This window comes from Paractinoplanes globisporus DSM 43857 (assembly GCF_000379645.1).
GTDB lineage: Bacteria > Actinomycetota > Actinomycetes > Mycobacteriales > Micromonosporaceae > Actinoplanes > Actinoplanes globisporus.
Genome location: NZ_KB903305.1, coordinates 101,087 through 117,627, shown reverse-complemented (window position 1 = coordinate 117,627; position 16,541 = coordinate 101,087). Strand labels below are relative to the sequence as shown.

At 70.1% G+C, this 16,541-nt stretch carries 21 protein-coding genes and 1 riboswitch; of the genes, 14 read left to right on the top strand and 7 right to left on the bottom strand.

Translation table 11 applies throughout. The features are described from left to right. Window positions 1–44 precede the first annotated feature (44 nt). The gene (locus A3CQ_RS53450; RefSeq protein ID WP_157296090.1) at window positions 45–665 is read right to left on the bottom strand and encodes an Abi family protein; all 621 of its coding nucleotides are present in this window, start codon (window positions 663–665) and stop codon (window positions 45–47) included. 226 nt (window positions 666–891) lie between these two features. Between A3CQ_RS53450 and A3CQ_RS0119855 the strand changes: the two genes are divergently transcribed. Then, window positions 892–1,374, top strand: coding sequence for an XdhC family protein (locus A3CQ_RS0119855; RefSeq protein ID WP_026205911.1), 483 nt, complete (start codon window positions 892–894; stop codon window positions 1,372–1,374). On the opposite strand, the gene A3CQ_RS0119850 is transcribed toward A3CQ_RS0119855, so the two are convergent. From A3CQ_RS0119850 to A3CQ_RS0119840, 3 genes are all read right to left on the bottom strand, one after another. After that, the gene (locus A3CQ_RS0119850; RefSeq protein WP_020512699.1) at window positions 1,371–2,750 is read right to left on the bottom strand and encodes a glycine--tRNA ligase; all 1,380 of its coding nucleotides are present in this window, start codon (window positions 2,748–2,750) and stop codon (window positions 1,371–1,373) included. The genes A3CQ_RS0119855 and A3CQ_RS0119850 overlap by 4 nt on opposite strands. A gap of 63 nt (window positions 2,751–2,813) precedes the next feature. Beyond that, window positions 2,814–3,308 (bottom strand): Rv0361 family membrane protein, encoded by a 495-nt coding sequence (locus tag A3CQ_RS0119845; RefSeq protein ID WP_020512698.1) that lies wholly within the window; start codon window positions 3,306–3,308, stop codon window positions 2,814–2,816. A gap of 16 nt (window positions 3,309–3,324) precedes the next feature. Next, on the bottom strand, window positions 3,325–3,666 hold the full coding sequence (locus tag A3CQ_RS0119840; RefSeq protein WP_020512697.1) for an antibiotic biosynthesis monooxygenase family protein: 342 nt from the start codon (window positions 3,664–3,666) through the stop codon (window positions 3,325–3,327). A 34-nt stretch (window positions 3,667–3,700) separates the two neighbouring features. Here A3CQ_RS0119840 and A3CQ_RS0119835 point away from each other — a divergent pair, with 34 nt between their 5' ends. The 7 genes from A3CQ_RS0119835 to A3CQ_RS0119805 are packed head-to-tail and all read left to right on the top strand — an operon-like array spanning window position 3,701 to window position 7,917. Continuing rightward, the gene (locus A3CQ_RS0119835) at window positions 3,701–3,958 is read left to right on the top strand and encodes a DUF6703 family protein (protein WP_020512696.1); all 258 of its coding nucleotides are present in this window, start codon (window positions 3,701–3,703) and stop codon (window positions 3,956–3,958) included. A 51-nt stretch (window positions 3,959–4,009) separates the two neighbouring features. After that, window positions 4,010–4,903, top strand: coding sequence for a metal ABC transporter substrate-binding protein (locus A3CQ_RS0119830; RefSeq protein ID WP_020512695.1), 894 nt, complete (start codon window positions 4,010–4,012; stop codon window positions 4,901–4,903). Continuing rightward, complete coding sequence (locus tag A3CQ_RS0119825; protein WP_040432640.1) at window positions 4,900–5,679, top strand: metal ABC transporter ATP-binding protein; 780 nt, start codon at window positions 4,900–4,902, stop codon at window positions 5,677–5,679. The genes A3CQ_RS0119830 and A3CQ_RS0119825 overlap by 4 nt, the downstream gene beginning before the upstream one ends. Then, the gene (locus A3CQ_RS0119820; protein ID WP_020512693.1) at window positions 5,679–6,545 is read left to right on the top strand and encodes a metal ABC transporter permease; all 867 of its coding nucleotides are present in this window, start codon (window positions 5,679–5,681) and stop codon (window positions 6,543–6,545) included. Before A3CQ_RS0119825 ends, A3CQ_RS0119820 begins: the two co-directional genes overlap by 1 nt. 30 nt (window positions 6,546–6,575) lie before the next feature. Then, the gene (locus A3CQ_RS0119815; protein ID WP_020512692.1) at window positions 6,576–6,875 is read left to right on the top strand and encodes an ArsR/SmtB family transcription factor; all 300 of its coding nucleotides are present in this window, start codon (window positions 6,576–6,578) and stop codon (window positions 6,873–6,875) included. After that, window positions 6,872–7,276: a Fur family transcriptional regulator gene (locus A3CQ_RS0119810; protein WP_020512691.1), complete on the top strand. Its 405-nt coding sequence runs from the start codon at window positions 6,872–6,874 to the stop codon at window positions 7,274–7,276. The genes A3CQ_RS0119815 and A3CQ_RS0119810 overlap by 4 nt, the downstream gene beginning before the upstream one ends. Window positions 7,277–7,302: 26 nt before the next feature. Next, window positions 7,303–7,917, top strand: coding sequence for a hypothetical protein (locus A3CQ_RS0119805; RefSeq protein ID WP_026205910.1), 615 nt, complete (start codon window positions 7,303–7,305; stop codon window positions 7,915–7,917). Here A3CQ_RS0119805 and A3CQ_RS0119800 read toward each other — a convergent pair. Both A3CQ_RS0119800 and A3CQ_RS0119795 read right to left on the bottom strand, forming a co-directional pair. Next, entirely contained in the window at window positions 7,877–8,422 is a 546-nt protein-coding gene (locus A3CQ_RS0119800) for a DUF6328 family protein (RefSeq protein WP_020512689.1), read from the bottom strand. The two genes, A3CQ_RS0119805 and A3CQ_RS0119800, sit on opposite strands and share 41 nt — an antisense overlap. Beyond that, window positions 8,419–9,240, bottom strand: a complete 822-nt coding sequence (locus A3CQ_RS0119795) for an alpha/beta fold hydrolase (RefSeq protein WP_020512688.1) — start codon at window positions 9,238–9,240, stop codon at window positions 8,419–8,421. Before A3CQ_RS0119795 ends, A3CQ_RS0119800 begins: the two co-directional genes overlap by 4 nt. A 143-nt stretch (window positions 9,241–9,383) precedes the next feature. Next, a riboswitch (TPP riboswitch) is annotated at window positions 9,384–9,488 on the top strand. A 54-nt stretch (window positions 9,489–9,542) separates the two neighbouring features. On the opposite strand from A3CQ_RS0119795, the gene A3CQ_RS0119790 reads away from it, so the two are divergent. The 6 genes from A3CQ_RS0119790 to A3CQ_RS0119765 all read left to right on the top strand — a co-directional run bounded on the left by A3CQ_RS0119790 (window position 9,543) and on the right by A3CQ_RS0119765 (window position 15,634). Beyond that, the gene (locus A3CQ_RS0119790) at window positions 9,543–10,121 is read left to right on the top strand and encodes an ECF transporter S component (protein WP_020512687.1); all 579 of its coding nucleotides are present in this window, start codon (window positions 9,543–9,545) and stop codon (window positions 10,119–10,121) included. Window positions 10,122–10,141: 20 nt separating this feature from the next. Next, window positions 10,142–11,587, top strand: coding sequence for an ABC transporter ATP-binding protein (locus A3CQ_RS0119785; RefSeq protein WP_020512686.1), 1,446 nt, complete (start codon window positions 10,142–10,144; stop codon window positions 11,585–11,587). Beyond that, complete coding sequence (locus A3CQ_RS0119780; RefSeq protein WP_026205909.1) at window positions 11,584–12,369, top strand: energy-coupling factor transporter transmembrane component T family protein; 786 nt, start codon at window positions 11,584–11,586, stop codon at window positions 12,367–12,369. Before A3CQ_RS0119785 ends, A3CQ_RS0119780 begins: the two co-directional genes overlap by 4 nt. 73 nt (window positions 12,370–12,442) lie before the next feature. Further along, on the top strand, window positions 12,443–14,167 hold the full coding sequence (locus tag A3CQ_RS0119775) for a CehA/McbA family metallohydrolase domain-containing protein (protein ID WP_020512684.1): 1,725 nt from the start codon (window positions 12,443–12,445) through the stop codon (window positions 14,165–14,167). A 14-nt stretch (window positions 14,168–14,181) separates the two neighbouring features. After that, window positions 14,182–14,679 carry a hypothetical protein gene (locus tag A3CQ_RS0119770; protein WP_026205907.1) on the top strand — a complete coding sequence of 166 codons (498 nt, stop codon included), beginning with the start codon at window positions 14,182–14,184 and terminating at the stop codon, window positions 14,677–14,679. A 25-nt stretch (window positions 14,680–14,704) separates the two neighbouring features. Next, window positions 14,705–15,634 (top strand): methylenetetrahydrofolate reductase, encoded by a 930-nt coding sequence (locus tag A3CQ_RS0119765; protein ID WP_245577277.1) that lies wholly within the window; start codon window positions 14,705–14,707, stop codon window positions 15,632–15,634. Here A3CQ_RS0119765 and A3CQ_RS0119760 read toward each other — a convergent pair. Continuing rightward, complete coding sequence (locus A3CQ_RS0119760) at window positions 15,631–16,518, bottom strand: aldo/keto reductase (protein ID WP_020512681.1); 888 nt, start codon at window positions 16,516–16,518, stop codon at window positions 15,631–15,633. The genes A3CQ_RS0119765 and A3CQ_RS0119760 overlap by 4 nt on opposite strands. Window positions 16,519–16,541: the final 23 nt, after the last annotated feature.

The following is a 16,541-nucleotide window of genomic DNA, read 5'->3' as shown; positions in this document are numbered from 1 at the left end:
CCATGCCCCCAGCACCCACCGAAAACCAACCGATGCCCACCTCCTCAGGGCCTGTCTCGCAACACCGCCGCTGTCCGGCATTGCCGCTCGATCCAGGCTCGGGTTACCGGGCAGATCCAATCGGTCACCTCCAGAGCGATGGCCTGGATGTCGGCGATAGGCCGATTGAACATGGGCTCATAGTGGGCGATGCGATTGCGTGCCAGATGCAGGACTTCGACCGCATCGTGTATGACCCGACGCCGACGCTGCCCGGGGAAGACCTGGTGAAGGGTCTGCCGCCAGAGCGTCGTGTCGTAATGGCTGGTCAGCAGAAACCGCCAGAAGCCGAAGGACAGTTCGGCGACGATGCGACCTGGCGTCTCGGTGCGCCGACCATGCTGACTCACGCGCAACTGTGCGACGCGAATGGCATCAGCATGGCGCGAGTGAAGCAGATGGCCCGCGTCTCGATACCACCGCGGCTCGCCGAATCGCCGGGTCGACCACGCCGTCAAGTTCTGGTGGATCGCGTTACGCAGAACCACCTCGACATGCCCGAGCGTTGTCGCGAGCGCCGCCGCCAGTTCGGCGTTCCAGACGTAGAGGTCGAGAGCCGCGGCCGCGCCGTCACCTCCGGCGATGACGTACGGAGTTAGCCTTTCCGGTGAAAGTCGATCCGTCATGACCGCTATTTCGGTTAAATCCGTATGCATCCCCTAGTCCCCTCCCCCGTCGTGCGTTAGGCTTGCCACAGGAACCCCGGACAGCCTCTGCCTCGGCATGCGGCCGGGGTCTTTTCTTGCCCGGAGCCCGCTCGCCACGGAAGCATTCTAGGCGCGCGACAAGCTGACGCGAAGCAAGCGCGCCGTCGATATGCGAGCGCGTCGCTCGTCTGGCAGAGTCGGCCGGGTGAGTGACGGGATGGGGCCTCGGCGGCTGGTTGTCGTGTTCGAGTCGCCGGTGGCGGAGGCAATGCTGCGGCTCGCCGTGGAGGTGGGCTTTCAGGCCGTGCTCGTGGAGCCGGACGAGACGCGCCTGCAAGGGACGCCGCGGCCGCACGGTGATCTGTTCGTGCATGACCTCGACGCCGCGCACCTCGATGACAGCACCGACGTCGTGCTGAGCGACCACCACCGGGCCGAGATCGGCGAGGTGCTCAAGGAAGCGCTCGCCAAGAACACCCGGTGGATCGGGATTCTCGGGAAGCCGACCATCGAGGGGCCGCACGTCCAGATGCTGCGCGACCTGGACGTGCCGGAGGATCAGATCGCGCGGGTGCACCGCCCGATCGGCCTCAACATCGGGGCGAAGACCCCGGCCGAGATCGCCATCGCGACCCTGGCCGGGCTCATCGCCGACCGGAACGACCGACCGGGCGGAACGACCTTCTAACAGCCGGGCAGGCGCCGCAGCAGGTAGTCCTCCACCTGCGACAACGCGACCCGCTCCTGCTTCATCGTGTCGCGGTCGCGGATCGTCACCGCGTCGTCGGTCAGGGTGTCGAAGTCGACGGTGACGCAGAACGGGGTACCGATCTCGTCCTGCCGGCGGTAGCGCCGGCCGATCGCCTGCGAGTCGTCGAACTCGACGATCCAGCGCTTGCGCAGGTCGGCGGCGAGGCCGCGGGCCTTGGGCGACAGCTCCGGGTTGCGTGACAGCGGCAGCACCGCCACCTTGATCGGCGCGAGCCGCGGGTCGAAGCGCATGACCGTGCGCTTGTCGACGCCGCCCTTGGTGTTGGGCGCCTCGTCCTCGTCGTACGCCTCGAGGAGGAAGGCCAGCACCGCGCGGGTGAGACCGGCCGCCGGCTCGATCACGAACGGCATCCAGCGTTCCTGCTTCTCCTGGTCGAAGTAGGAGAGGTCGACGCCGGAGTGCTTGGAGTGAGTGGACAGATCGAAGTCTGTCCGGTTCGCGATGCCCTCCAGCTCCGCGAACTCCGTGCCGCCGAACTGGAAGCGGTACTCGATGTCGACCGTCCGCTTCGAGTAGTGCGACAGCTTCTCGCGAGGGTGCTCGTAGAAGCGCAGGTTCGACTCCGACAGGCCGAGATCGCGATACCAGTTCCAGCGCTCCGAAAGCCAGTACTCGTGCCACTGCTCGTCGCTGCCGGGCTCGACGAAGAACTCCATCTCCATCTGCTCGAACTCACGCGTACGGAAAATGAAATTGCCCGGGGTGATCTCGTTGCGGAAGCTCTTGCCCACCTGGGCGATGCCGAACGGCGGCTTCTTGCGGGCCGCGGTCGCCACGTTGTTGTAGTTGACGAAGATGCCCTGCGCGGTCTCGGGCCGCAGGTAGTGCAGGCCCTCGGCGCTCTCGGTCGGGCCCAGGTACGTCTTCATCAGGCCGTTGAACATCTTCGGCTCGGTGAAGGTGCCCTTGTTGCCGCAGTTCGGGCAGTTGATCTCCTGCAGCGAGGACGGCAGCGAACCGTGCTTGGCCTCCCACGCCTCCTCGAGGTGGTCGGCCCGGAACCGCTTGTGGCAGGACTGGCACTCGGTGAGCGGGTCGACGAACGCTTCGAGGTGGCCGGACGCGGCCCACACGTCGCGGGCCAGGATGACGGCGGAGTCGAGGCCGACGATGTCGTCACGCTGCTGCACCATGGTGCGCCACCACTGGCGGCGGACGTTCTCCTTCAGCTCCACGCCCAGCGGACCGTAGTCCCAGGCCGAGCGGGTTCCTCCGTAGATCTCGCTGGAGGGGAAGACGAAGCCTCGGCGCTTGGCCAGGCTGACGACGGCATCGATACGGTCGGCAGGCATGTTCCTCCTACGCCGGCTGGGTGTCGGCGAAGAAATTCGAAAGGATCGGGACGAAGTGCGAGATTACTCCCCGATATCGCACACCTCGAAAGCGCCCGTCTCGCTGTCCACACCCAGGTACGCCTCGACCTCGGCGCTGCTGCCGTCGCCGTAGGTGGCGTCGACCGGCACGGTGCCGGTCAGCAGGTCCAGCTTGCCGATCCGGTACGCCTCGATGGTCGGCTCGATCGAGACCCGGGCCCGGAACTCGGCCGGGCTCTCGTCGGTCTGCGCGTCGTCGCAGAGCAGGTTGTACGCCTCGTCGTACTTCTTGTCGCGCAACGCGTTCAGGTACGAGCTGACGGCGGCCCGGGCGCGTTCCTGGTACGCCCCGTTGGCGGTGGCGCCGATGCCGATCACCGCGGTCGCGCCGATGCCGCAGAACAGCACGACAACGCCGATGGAGATGCCCACGGCCCAGCCGGTGCGCTTGCCACGGCCCTCGACCGGCGGGGCCGGGAACGGCGGTTGGACGCCGGGGCCCTGCGGTGGTGCGGGAACGTGAGGCGCCGTCGTCATACCGCCAGATTAGTCGTCAGCGCCATGGCTCGGCGGCCCGGTCGCTGGGGGTCACGACGACCTGCCCGCCCGGCTCGGCGCTCGCCAGGGTCTCGAACGCGGACGGCTCGTCGACCGACTCGGAGAGCAGCGGGGTCGCGTGCACCTTGACGTCGAAACCACCCAGGGCGCGTCGGTAGGCTCCGACCGACTCCCACTCGGTCACCAGGGTCCAGTGGGCGGGGTCGTCGAGGGCGCGGGTGAGCCGTCCGGAAAGATAGCCGGGGCGTTCGGCCAGCGCGGTGAGCGCGGCGTGCGCCCGCAGCACGAAGCCGTCCTGCGTGTCCGCCGGGACGACGAAGCGGTTGAGCACGAGCATGCGACGAGCGTACGCAGCGCGAGGAGGCGACACGGTGGCACCGTCCGAAAACCTGCTGCGCCGGCTGGCCCGGGTGAACCCGACGACGGCGTTCCTCGTGGCCCTCTTCCTGATGCTGGCCGGCCTGTTCCTGCCGGGAATCGTCGGCGCCGCCCTGCTGTTCGTCCTGGGCGCCGGCCTGGCCACGCTGACGTTCACGACCTGGCCGGTGCAGTCGCCGTCGACCCGCGCCCTGCGCGTGGTGATGCTCGTTCTCCTGCTGGCCGGGGTGGTCACCAAGGCGCTCTCGTAAAAACCCATGCGCTTTTGACAATCATTATCATTGTCGGAGACAGTGGGTGGTATGCCCCGCGCCCTGCTTGCCGTGCTCCTGACGCTCGCCGTCGCGGCCGGTTGCGCCGGGCGGGCGTCCGCGAGCGGCTTCTCCGGCGGGAAGCTCAGCGTGGTCACGGCGTTCTATCCGTTGCAGTTCCTCAGCGAGCGGATCGGGGGCGACACGGTGACCGTCACGAACCTCACCAAGCCGGGCGCCGAGCCGCACGACGTCGAGCTCAACCCGCGTCAGGTCGCCCAGGTCGCCGACGCGGGCCTCGCGGTCTATCTCAAGGGCTTCCAGCCGGCCGTCGACGAGGCCATCGGCCAGGAGGCGAAGGGCCGCTCGTTCGACGTGTCGAGCGTGGTCGAGCTTCAGCCGTTCAACGCGGACAGCGACGAGAGCGGGATGGATCCCCACGTGTGGCTCGATCCGGTGCGTTTCGCGACAATCGCCGAGAAGCTGGGCGAGAGGCTCGCGACCGCCGATCCCGCGCACGCCGCCGACTACCGCGTCCGGGCCCAAGAAGTTCAAGATCAACTTCAAGCCCTCCAGCAGACGTACGCGCGGAGCCTGGCGACCTGCGAGCGACGCGAGATCGTCACCAGCCACGAGGCGTTCAACTACCTGGCCACCCGTTACGGCCTGACCCAGGTCGGGATCACCGGCATCTCGCCCGAGGCCGAGCCCTCCCCGCGCCGCCTCGGCGAGGTGGCCCGCGAGGCCCGGGCGACCGGCACCACCACGATCTTCTTCGAGACCCTGGTCAGCCCCAAGGTCGCCGAGACCATCGCCCGCGAGGTCGGCGCCCGCACCGCCGTGCTCGATCCGCTCGAGGGCCTGACCGACCCGAGCGCCGACTACTTCACCGTCATGCGGGCCAACCTTTCCGCACTCACCGAGGCATTGGGGTGCAGCTCATGAGCGTCGTCGACGTACGCCGGCTGGCCGTGGGATACGACGGCCGGGAGATCCTGCACGACGTCTCGATGTCGGTGCGCGGCGGCGAGGTCGTCGCGATCCTGGGCGCCAACGGCTCCGGCAAGTCCACGCTGATCCGCACGATCCTCGGGCTGGTGCCGACCACGCGCGGCGAGATCGACCTGTTCGGCACCCCGCAGCGCAAGTTCCGCGACTGGGCCCGGGTCGGCTACGTCCCGCAGCGGCTCGGCGCCGGCTCCGGTGTGCCCGCCACGGTCGGCGAGGTCGTCGCCTCCGGCCGGCTGGCCCGCCGCGGCATCTTCCGCCCGTCCGGCTCGGCCGACAAGAAGGCGGTCCGGGAGGCGCTGACCGCCGTGGGCCTGCTCGACCGCATCGGCGACCCGGTCGCCACGCTCTCCGGCGGCCAGCAGCAGCGCACGCTGATCGCCCGCGCCCTGGCCGGCCACCCCGACCTGCTGGTCCTCGACGAGCCGACCGCCGGGGTCGACGCGGCCAGCCAGGAGGCGTTCGCCGCGGCGCTCGGCAAGTTCGCGGCCGGCGGCGGCACGATTCTGCTGGTGGCGCACGAGCTCGGCCCGCTGCGCCCGCTGATCGAACGGGCGATCGTCGTGCACGAGGGCCACATCGCCCACGAGGGCGTCCCGCCCGAGCCGGCCGGCCACCACGCCGACCCCGGTCACGACCACCTGCACCCGCACGCCGCCCCGGAGAAGGACAAGATCTGCGTGGCCCCCACCGACCGAATCACGGCCGTCTAGTGGACCTTTTCGTCTACGACTTCATGATCCGCGCGCTGGTCGGCGCGCTCGTGATCGGCCTGGCCGCCCCGGCGCTCGGCATCTACCTGGTGCAACGCCGGCTGTCGCTGATCGGCGACGGCATCGGTCACGTGGCGCTCACCGGCGTCGGCGTCGGCCTGCTGCTGCACCACTCCCCCGTGATCAGCGCGGTGATCGTCTCGGCGGCGGGCGCGGTCGGCATCGAGCTGATCCGCCAGCGCGGACGCACCTCCGGCGACCTGGCGCTGGCGCTGCTGTTCTACGGCGGCATCGCGGGCGGCGTGGTGCTGGTCGGTCTCTCCGACGACAGCAGCAACGCCAACCTCATGCAGTACCTGTTCGGTTCGCTGATCACAACCTCGCCGCAGGACCTCGTGGTGATCACCATCCTGGGCGTGGCCGTGCTGCTGGCGATGACCGCGTTCCGACCGGCCCTGTTCGCGGTCTGCAACGACGAGGAGTACGCCCGGGTCAGCGGCCTGCCGGTGCGCACGCTCAACCTGCTGATGGCGGTGACGACGGCGGTCACGGTGACGATTGCCATGCGTACGGTCGGATTGTTGTTGGTTTCCGCCTTGATGGTCGTCCCGGTGGCCGCGGCCCAGCAGGTGACCCGGGGTTTCCGCAGCACCATGGGCCTGGCCATGGTGATCGGCCTCGGCGCCGCCGGCGCCGGCGTGGCCGTTTCCGCCGAGATCGACACCGCGCCCGGCGCCACCACGGTGATCCTCGCGCTCGGCGCGTTCGTGCTGATCTCGCTGGGCGGCGGCCTGGTGCGGACCCTGCGCCGGCGCGCGCACCAGCCGCGAGAGGTGGAGCCACCGGATGTTGTGTTGCAGAGCTGAGCGGTGCCGCGCGATAAATTGGCGGGAACGATGACGACGACCGGGTATGAGGCCTACGAGTCGGCCGGGGAGCTGCTGCGTGCCCTCTCCGCGCCGATCCGCGTCGCGATCGTCGCCGAGCTGGGCGTCGGCGAGCGCTGCGTGCACGAGCTGGTGGAGAAACTGGGTGCACCGCAGCCCCTCGTCTCACAGCATCTGCGGGTGCTGCGCGGCGCCGGCGTGGTGCGAGGTGCGCGCCGGGGCCGCGAGATCGCATACTCGCTGGTGGACGATCATGTCGCGCACATCGTCGCCGACGCCGTCAGCCACGCGAGGGAGGTCCGATCGTGAACACCGAGTCGCCGGCGCAGCGCAACACCAGGCAGCGCAGCGCGGTCAGCTCCGTCCTCAACGAGGTCGAGGGCTTCAACAGCGCCCAGGATCTGCACGCCAGACTGCGCGAGCGCGGCGAGCGCGTCGGCCTCACCACGGTGTACCGCACGCTGCAGGGCCTGGCCGACGCCGGCGAGATCGACGTGATGCGGCCGCCCGGCGGCGAGCACCTCTACCGCCGCTGCAGCCAGGGCCATCACCACCACCTGGTGTGCCGGGCGTGCGCCCGGGCGGTCGAGGTGGAGGGCCCGGCCGTCGAGACGTGGGCGGAGAAGGTCGCCGCCCAGCACGGCTTCGCCGAGGTCTCGCACACGATGGAGATCTTCGGTACCTGCCCGGAGTGCGCGGCCAAGCGCTGACCTTCTCCACATGGGACGCTCTGTGCGTGAAGCTCTACGCCGAGCGGGTCCCCACCGCCACCCGTCAACTGCTCACCGACATCGCCGTCGTGGTCTGGGTCTACCTGTGGATCAGGGCAGGGCTCTGGGTGCACGACATCGTGCAGAAACTCGCCGTGCCGGGCCAGAAACTGGAGAGCGCGGGCGGCGGCATCGCCGACAACCTGGCCGACGCGGGCAGCAAGGTCAACCGGGTGCCGCTGGTCGGTGACCAGCTGGTCCGGCCGTTCAACGGGGCCGCCGACGCGGCGCGGGCCATCGCCGACGCCGGGCGCCAGCAGCAGGCGATCGTCGACCAGATGGCCCTGGTCCTGGCGATCCTCGCGGTCTCCGTACCCCTTGCTCTCGTGCTTTTTCTCTGGCTTCCGCTTCGGTTGCGGTGGATGCATCGGGCGGCCGTGGCCACGTCCGTACGCTCCGAGCCCGCCGGACGCGACCTGCTCGCTCTGCGCGCCCTGGCCGGCCAGCCGCTGGACAAACTCACGAGACTCGGCCCGGACATCGCGCAGAGCTGGCGCAACGGCGACGCCGAGGCGGTCGACGCGCTGGCCGCCCTCGAGCTCAGGCACCTGGGTCTGACCGTGTCGGGTCGTCGCCGATGAGCAGCTCCTCTTCCTCCTCGTCCTCCTCGTCGATCCAGCTGTGCCTGTAGAGCGGGATCCCGGCCCAGAAGGTGAGGAACCACAGCGCCGCGGCCGTACCCAGGATGATCGCGATCGGGCGGCTGAGCAGGTAGTCGACGATCAGGACGATGCTGCTCACCATCGAGATCAGCGTGAAGGCGAGGCCGCCGGTGACCATCCGGTGCGCGTACCGGACCAGCTCGGGCTTGCGGCCCTGGCGGAACAGCGCGCGGTGGAAGGCGACGGGCGAGATGAGCATCGCGGCGGCCGCCGCCGCCGCGAGCAGGGCGACCACGTACAGGTCCCGCTGGAAACTCGAGGCGTGCGGGAAGCCGGCGCTGAACGGCAGCGTGAGCAGGAACGCGAAGAGGATCTGCACGCCGGTCTGCGCCACCCGCAGCTCCTGGAGCAGGTCGGCGAAGTTGCGGTCCCAGCGGTGCTTCTCGTTCTCCTGACTGAGCCGGAGCCGCGCGGGCGGTTTCATGCCGGCCGGATCCGGGCCAGCGCGCAGTCGGCGACGGACTCCGCGGCCTGCTCGGGCGCCCAGTGGCTCACCCCGCGCAGCACCACCAGCTCGAAATCGGCCTCGACCCAGTCCCGGGTGCGCAGAGCCGCGGTGCGCGCGACGACCCCGTCGCGGTCCGGCCAGATGTACGTGGTCGGCACGGTGATCACCTGCACGGCGCCGAGATCGGGGCCATGCAGGCCGCGGTACCAGTTCAGGCCGCCGGTCAGCCGGCCCGGGTCGTGGCGCATCGCGTCGACGTACAGCTTCGCGCGGTCGCCGATCGGGCGCAGCATCGCCTTGAGCGCCGCACCGCCGCCGGCCAGCAGGAACCGCTCGGCGATCGGCGAGCGGAACAGCGCGAAGTAGGCGAACCGGGCGCGCTGGCTGGGACGGACCCGCATCGCGAGCTGCAGCGCCTTCGGGTGCGGCACGGAGATCGCGGTGAGCGAGCGGACCCGCTCGGGGTGCAGCGCGGCGAGCAACCAGGCGACCTGCGCTCCCCAGTCGTGGCCGATCACGTGCGCCGACTCGAGGCCGAGCGCGTCGAGCACGGCGACCGCGTCGGCGGCCGGTTCGGTGATGCCGTAGGCGGACACCTCCTCAGGGCGCGCGCCGGGCGAGTATCCGCGCTGGTCGAGGGCGTACGTGCGCAGGCCGGCCTCGTGCAGTCGGGGCAGGATGAGGTCGAACTCGCGGTGGTCCTGCGGGAAGCCGTGCAGCAGGAGCACCGGTTCGCCGTCCTCCGGCCCACCCTCGAAGACGTCAAAGGTGAGCCCCCGCGCTTTGATCTCCATGTCTGTGATCACTCCCTCGCTGTTCCCCGGCCGCCACCGGTGTTAGCGTCATCGAAACACATGCAGCGAAGCTTGTTCGCGACGGCGGAGATCAGGTGCATCGCCTACGCGATACGCGGGTCAAGGTTGGTCGCGAACAAGCTTCGATCCGACAGGGGAGCGCACAGCGCTGAGAGTGCGGGGAAACCCGCAGACCCTCGTACCTGATCTGGGTAATGCCAGCGCAGGAAGCTCGGTCTTTTCTCCAGCCGCGCCGCGAGAGCGGCGTGCGTCTCCTCCCGGTACCCGCTGGGAGGCAAACCATGGCAACCACCAATCGATGGCGAACTATAGATATCGTCATCGCCTCAATCGTCGGGGTCGCGTTCGGCGTCATCTTCTGGGCGTGGAACCTGCTCTGGAACGGGCCCGCCGACGCCATCCCCCTTCCCGGCCGCGCCGTGCTCTACGGCATGTGGCTGGTCCCGGCCGTGCTCGGCGCGCTGATCGTGCGCAAGCCCGGCGCCGCCTTCTACACGCTGACGCTCGCCTCGCTGGTCTCGGTGGCGATCGGCACGAGCTGGGGTTGGACCCTTGTGGTGCAGGGTCCGCTCGAGGCGCTCGGCGCCGAGGTGATCTTCGCGGCGTTCGCCTACAAGGTCTACAACCTGCCGGTGGCGATGCTCGCCGGCGCGAGCGCGGGCGTCGTGGCCTCGGTGTACGACGCGTTCGTCTGGTACCCCGGGTACTCCTGGGCCACCTTCCGGATCCCCTACATCCTGATCACCGCCGCGTCGTCCCTGGTGGTCGCCGGTCTCGGCAGCGTGCTGCTGGTACGCGCCCTGGCTCAGACGGGTGTGCTCGACCGGTTCCCGGCGGGCCGATCGCGCGCGCTGGTCTGATCGCTGGTTCCATGTGAATCATGAGTAGGGTCGAGCTCCGCGGCTTCGGGTGGCGGCACGCGGGCCGCCGCGCGTGGGCGATCCGCGACGTCGACCTGACCATCGAGCACGGCGAGCGGGTGCTGTTGCTCGGTCCTTCCGGGGCCGGCAAGAGCACCCTGCTCGCGGCGCTGGCCGGCCTGCTCCCCGACGACTCGGGCGAGTCGGCCGGCCGCGTCACCATCGACGGCCGCGAGCCGCGCGAGGCCCGCGACCGGACCGGCATCGTCTTCCAGGACCCGCAGACCCAGCTGGTGATGGCCCGCAGCGGCGACGACGTCGCGTTCGGACTGGAAAATCGCGGGGTCCCGCCCGCCGCGATCTGGCCACGGGTCAGCGACGCGCTCGACCGCGTCGGCTTCCCTTACCCGATCACCAGGTCGACCGGGGCGCTCTCCGGCGGCGAGGCACAGCGGCTCGCCCTGGCCGGCGTGCTGGCGCTGCGGCCCGGCCTGCTGCTGCTCGACGAGCCGACCGCGAACCTCGACCCGGCCGGGGCGGCGCTGGTGCGGGAGGGCATCGCCCGCGCGCAGGAGCGAAGCGACGACGACACCACGCTGATCGTGGTCGAGCACCGGGTGGCCGAGGCGCTGCCGCTGGTCGACCGGGTCGTCGTGCTCGAGCCGGGCGGCGGGATCCGGGCCGACGGCGATCCCGAGGTCGTGTTCGCGTCGTACGGGGACCGGCTCACCGCCGACGGCGTCTGGGTGCCCGGCTTCGACATCCCGCCGCTGAAGTCCCGCACGCCGGCCACCGAGGAACTGGCCCGCGCCGAGGACGTCACGGTCGGGCAGCGGCTGAGGGCCCCGGTCTCGATGTGCGTCGGCGCGGGCGAGGTGCTGGCGGTGACCGGGCCGAACGGCGCCGGCAAGTCGACGCTCGCGCTCGTCCTGGGCGGGCTGCTCGCCCCGACCGGCGGCAGCGTCACCGCGTTCGGCGACCCGCGTCCGCCGCACAAGTGGCGGGCCGCGACGCTCACCCAGCGGATCGGATCGGTCTTCCAGAACCCCGAGCATCAGTTCGTGACCGCCCGGGTCGCCGACGAGCTCGCCGTCGGCCCGCGCCGGGTCGGCTTGTCCGACGAGGAGACCGGGCGGATCGTCGACGCGCTGCTCGAGCGGCTCCGACTGACCAAGCTGGCGCAGGCCAACCCGTACACCCTCTCCGGCGGTGAGGCCCGCCGGCTGAGCGTGGCGACGGCCCTGGCCACCGCGCCGCGCCTGCTGGTGCTGGACGAGCCGACCTTCGGCCAGGACCGGCGCACCTGGATCGAGCTGGTCACGCTGCTCGCGACGCTGCGCGACGAGGGCCACGCCGTCGTCGCGGTCACCCACGACGACGACTTCGTGCAGACCCTGGCCGACCGCACCCTCCCGCTCGGGGCGCCGCGCGTGCACGACCCACTCCCCCGGCGGCGGCGCCCATGAGTTTTGCCATGCAGCCGGTCGCCGATCCGGCGGCGCCGCTGGCCCGGCGCAACCCGGTCGCCAAGCTCGCCGCCGCCCTGCTCTTCTCGCTCCCGCTGGTCACCACGCTGGACCCGCTCACCCCAGCCCTGGCGATCGCGGTCGAGCTCACCCTGCTACCGCTGTTCGGCCTGCGCTACGCGACGATCGCCCGGCGTTCCTGGCCGCTGCTGCTGGCGGGTCTCGGCGTGCTGCTTACGCTCGTGCTGTTCGCGGCCGACCGCTCCGGACGGCTGCTGGTCGACCTCGGGCCGTTCGACATCACCACCGGCGTACTCGTCACGGGTCTTGGTCTTGTCCTGCGACTGTTCGCGATCGCGCTGCCCGGCGTGATCGTCTTCGCCACCACCGACCCCACCGACCTGGCCGACGCGCTCGTGCAGAACGCGAAGGCGCCGGCCCGGTTCGCGATCGGCGCGCTCGCCGCGTTCCGGCTGCTCCCGCTGCTGGGCGCCGAATGGCAGACGCTGACGCTCGCGCGCCGGGCCCGCGGCGTGGACGCCGGGATCAGGACCTTCCCGGGGATCGCCTTCGCCCTGCTGGTGAGCGCCCTGCGCCGGGGCGGCCGGCTCGCGGTGGCGATGGACGCCCGCGGCTTCGACTCGTCGGTCCCGCGCACCTACGCGCGGCGCCAGACCTTCACGAGCGCCGATGTCCTGCTCGTCGCCGGCGCGGTCGTCCTGGCCGCGATCGTGATCACCACGACGATCCTGACCGGCCTGTTTCGACCGATCACGAACTAAGTTCGCCGCCCCGTCACGAGATGGACAGGTGCCGCCGCGAGGGTTTCGCGCAAAGCGCATGTGTCGATCTTTCATGGGGAGCACCGACATGGGTCACGGCCACGACCACTCGCACGACGATCTTGTGGAGACCGGCGGCGATCTTCCCGCCGCCCTCGACCTGAGCATCCCGGACAGCGAGCTGTCGCCGTCCGATGTCTCCCGCCGCGGCTTCCTGCGCGGCGCCGGACTGCTCGGCGCGGGCGCGGCCGCCTCCGTGCTGGCCACCCCGGCGGCGGTACAGGCTTCCGGGCTCCCGCACGCCCACGGCCCGGCCGGGGGCGGCGCCGAGAAGGGCGGCTTCCGGTGGCTGGCCGGCGACCACCACATCCACACGCAGTACAGCTCGGACGCGCAATACCGGGTGCTCGACCAGGCGCAGCACGGCCACGCGTACGGCCTCGACTGGCTGGTCATCACCGACCACGGCAGCAACGCGCATGCCAAGATCGGCGTGGAGAAGGTCAACCCGGACATCCAGAAGACCCGGTCCGAGCTGCGCGACCTGCTGACGTTCCAGGGTCTGGAGTGGAACATCCCGGGCGCCGAGCACGCCACCGTCTTCGTGACGCCGAGCCGGCACGAGGTCGACGTGCTCAAGCAGTTCGAGCAGACGTACGACGGCTCGCAGTTGCCGGCCACGAACACCGACGCGCAGAACGAGGCCGCCGCGGTCGCCGGCATCAAGTTCCTCGCCTCGCAGGTGAAGGCGCGCAAGGTGGACGGCGCGCTGTTCCTCGCCAACCACCCGGCCCGGCGCGGCCTCGACTCGCCGCACGAGATCCGCAACTGGCGCGACGCCGACCCGACCGTCGCGGTCGGCTTCGAGGGTGCGCCCGGCCACCAGGCCGCCGGTATCCCGGCCCCGGGCGGCGCCGGCAGCGCCCGCGGCTTCTACAACAACAATCCGACGGCCGCCTCGTGGGTCGGCTACCCGCTGGAGAGCTACCGCACCTGGGGCGGCTTCGACTGGATGACCGCCACGGTCGGCGGCCTCTGGGACAGCCTGCTCGCCGAGGGCAAGGCGTGGTGGATCACGGTGAACTCCGACTCGCACGTGGTCTACCTCGACCAGTCCGACCGCGGGCCGGGCAGCGACTTCGAGGCCAACGGCCGGTACAACGACCCGGTCTACACCGGCAAGACGCTGACCACGGCGGGCGACTTCTGGCCCGGCTTCTACGGGCGTACCAACGTCGGGACGTCCTCGTTCTCGTACAAGGCGGTCATGGACGGCCTGCGCGCCGGCCGCGTCTGGGTCGACCACGGCCGGCTGATCAAGGGTCTCGACGCCCGGGTCCGCGTCGCCGGCGACCGCCGCGGCGACTCCGGCACCCCGCTCGGCGGCGCCGTGCACGTCAAGCGCGGCACCTCGACCGAGATCACCCTCGAGATCGACCTGCAGGACCGGCCGAACTGGGCCAACTTCGTGCCGGTGCTCAAGCGGGTCGACGTGATCGTCGGCACCGTGACCGGTCCGGTCGCCGACAAGGACAGCTACACCGCGCCGGACACCAAGGTGGTCAAGTCGTTCGAGATCTCGGCGGGCGCCAAGAGCGTGTCGCTGAGCTACTCCCTCGGCCGCCTCGACAAGCCGTTCTACGTACGCGTGCGCGGCACCGACGGCAATCGCACCCAGCCCGGCCTGATGGGAACGTCCGTCGACCCGTACGGCCCGAAGCTGGATGTGATCGGTGACGCCGACCCGTGGGCCGACCTGTGGTTCTACACCAACCCGATCTGGGTTCTCCCGAAGTGACTCTGTACCGCTCGGTGTCGGTCGGCTCCCCGTCGAAGGGGGAGCCGGTCGGCGTCAGTCTCGGGCACCGGGAGCTGTCGGAGGCGGATCACTGGATTCTGTCTCTCTCCCCGGCGCCGGCTTTCGCCTGCACGCACCTCGTGCCGGTGCCGTATCGGCACGTCGCAATCAGCTTGTCCGGATTTAGCAAAAAATTTCGTCTCAATGACGAGCTGAGGCCGGCCGCTGAGGCCGCGTTGGCCGGCAAATTCGGCCGCGCGGTCGTCTTTCCGGGATCGGACAAACTGGTCGGCCCGCTCACCGTCGGCGAGTTGCTGGAGGTGAGCGCCATCGACAAGGTCGAGGTGCTGGGCTCGGGCGCCGCCTCCCCCGACGATCGGCTCGACACCCGCGACTTCGTCCGCCCGCAGTTCCGCTCCGGCGAGCTGATTCTCACCGCCACGCCGGCGGCCGGCGGCGTCCTCGTACCGTTCGAAACGCGGAACCCCACCCCCTGCTGCGCGAACCACTGAGGCGGCGTTTCTCTACGCTGTTGCGGTGTCACGACCCACGCTGCAGGCCATGCTGTCCGAGGGGCGTAGCGGGGTGTTGCTGTTCGGCATCACCCCGCCGCGCGAGAACACCAGCTCCGAGCGGGCCCGGGAGATCGCCTCGGTCACGCTCGAGCGGTTGTCCCGCTTAGATCTTGACGGCCTGATCCTGTACGACATCACGGACGAGTCCGACCGGAACGCGGCGGACCGCCCGTTCCCGTACCTGCCCACGCTCGACCCGGCCTCGTTCCACGACGAGCACCTCGGCGACTGGGACCGCCCGGTCGTCATCTACCGCTGCGTCGGCAAGTACGACGAGGACGAGCTGCGCAAGTGGCTGGCCGACACCGACCCGGGCCGGGTGCTGAGCGTCTTCGTCGGCGCCTCGACGGGCGACAAACCGGTCCGCACCGACCTGCGCCGCGCCCAGCAGCTGCGATCCGAGATCCGCCCCGACCTCCCGCTGGGCGCGGTCGTCATCAGCGAGCGCCACACCCGCTCCGGCGACGAGCACCTGCGCATGCTGGCCAAGCAGGAACGCGGCTGCAGCTTCTTCATCTCCCAGGTCATCTACGACGTCGGCGACACCAAGAACCTGATCTCCGACTACTTCTACGCGTGCGCCGAACGCTCCCTGCCGCCGCGCCCGGTCATCTTCACCCTGTCACTGTGCGGCTCGCCCAAGACCCTCGAGTTCCTCAAGTGGCTGGGCGTCGACGTCCCCCGCTGGCTCCAGAACACTCTGCGCCACTCGCCCGACCCACTAGCCGACTCGTACCGGGAATGCCTCTCCATGGCCCGCGACCTGCAAGACTTCTGCACCCGGCTGGGGATGCCCTACGGCTTCCACGTGGAAAGCGTCTCGATCCGCAAGGCCGAGATAGAGGGAGCCACCCGCCTGGCCGCCGAGCTCGGCACCCTCCTGCGCGGCTAGCCGAGGTCGTCCAGATCGTCCGCGCTGAGCCGCACCGCGCCGGCCGTGATGTTGGCGCGCATATGCTTTTCGCTGCCGGTGCCCGGAATGGCCAGCACGTGCGGCCCCTGATGCAGCGTCCAGGCCAGCCGCACCTGATGCGCCGTGACGCCGTGCCGCGCGGCCACCCGCGTGACCGCCGCGTTCTGCTCCGGGCCGGCGCCGCTTTCCCGCCCGGTCCCGGCGATCGCGAAGAACGGCACGAACGCGATCCCCCGCTCACCGCATATTTTCAGCAATTCGGCACTGCGCCGCTGATCGACCGAAAAACTGTTCTGCACACAGGCGACGGGCGCTATTCCCAAGGCCTCATCCAATTGCTCGACCCGAACCGCGGAAAGCCCCAGCTGCCCGATCAGCCCCTCGTCCCGCATGGCCGCCAGCGCCGCGAACCGTTCCCCGATCGAGTCTGCACCCCGAAACACCCGGAGATTCACCAGGTCGAGCCGCTCCACTCCGAGCCGCCGCAGATTCTCCAGAACCTGAAACCGCAGCTGAGCCGCCGTCCGGGCTTCACCCCACTCCCCATCCGGCAGAATCCCCGGCCCCACCTTCGTACCAATCAAAACCTTCCCCGCGTACGGGGACAGAGCGCGCCGCAGAATTTCCGTCGCATACCGTGCCGGGCCGTCCCCCACCTCAAGGATTCCCCCCGGCGAAAAATAGAACGCCGCCGTATCAATGTGGTCGACGCCCAACTCAACCGCCAGCCGCACCACCCGAACGGCCTTTTCGACATCCGGATCAACGGTGAGCCGCATGGACCCAAACCCCATCCGGTTGACGACCCGATCCCCCAACCACCACGTCCCCGCCGCCGCGGCAGTTGTCTTCAGGTCGCTCACACCAGCACAGTACTGCCCGACAA

Bases quoted from the DNA above. Each gene is read 5' to 3' on its own strand.
- A3CQ_RS53450 (WP_157296090.1), bottom strand. From the start codon at position 665: ATGACGGATCGACTTTCACCGGAAAGGCTAACTCCGTACGTCATCGCC.
- A3CQ_RS0119850 (WP_020512699.1), bottom strand. From the start codon at position 2,750: ATGCCTGCCGACCGTATCGATGCCGTCGTCAGCCTGGCCAAGCGCCGA.
- A3CQ_RS0119845 (WP_020512698.1), bottom strand. From the start codon at position 3,308: ATGACGACGGCGCCTCACGTTCCCGCACCACCGCAGGGCCCCGGCGTC.
- A3CQ_RS0119840 (WP_020512697.1), bottom strand. From the start codon at position 3,666: ATGCTCGTGCTCAACCGCTTCGTCGTCCCGGCGGACACGCAGGACGGC.
- A3CQ_RS0119830 (WP_020512695.1), top strand. From the start codon at position 4,010: ATGCCCCGCGCCCTGCTTGCCGTGCTCCTGACGCTCGCCGTCGCGGCC.
- A3CQ_RS0119825 (WP_040432640.1), top strand. From the start codon at position 4,900: ATGAGCGTCGTCGACGTACGCCGGCTGGCCGTGGGATACGACGGCCGG.
- A3CQ_RS0119815 (WP_020512692.1), top strand. From the start codon at position 6,576: ATGACGACGACCGGGTATGAGGCCTACGAGTCGGCCGGGGAGCTGCTG.
- A3CQ_RS0119800 (WP_020512689.1), bottom strand. From the start codon at position 8,422: ATGAAACCGCCCGCGCGGCTCCGGCTCAGTCAGGAGAACGAGAAGCAC.
- A3CQ_RS0119795 (WP_020512688.1), bottom strand. From the start codon at position 9,240: ATGGAGATCAAAGCGCGGGGGCTCACCTTTGACGTCTTCGAGGGTGGG.
- A3CQ_RS0119790 (WP_020512687.1), top strand. From the start codon at position 9,543: ATGGCAACCACCAATCGATGGCGAACTATAGATATCGTCATCGCCTCA.
- A3CQ_RS0119785 (WP_020512686.1), top strand. From the start codon at position 10,142: ATGAGTAGGGTCGAGCTCCGCGGCTTCGGGTGGCGGCACGCGGGCCGC.
- A3CQ_RS0119780 (WP_026205909.1), top strand. From the start codon at position 11,584: ATGAGTTTTGCCATGCAGCCGGTCGCCGATCCGGCGGCGCCGCTGGCC.
- A3CQ_RS0119775 (WP_020512684.1), top strand. From the start codon at position 12,443: ATGGGGAGCACCGACATGGGTCACGGCCACGACCACTCGCACGACGAT.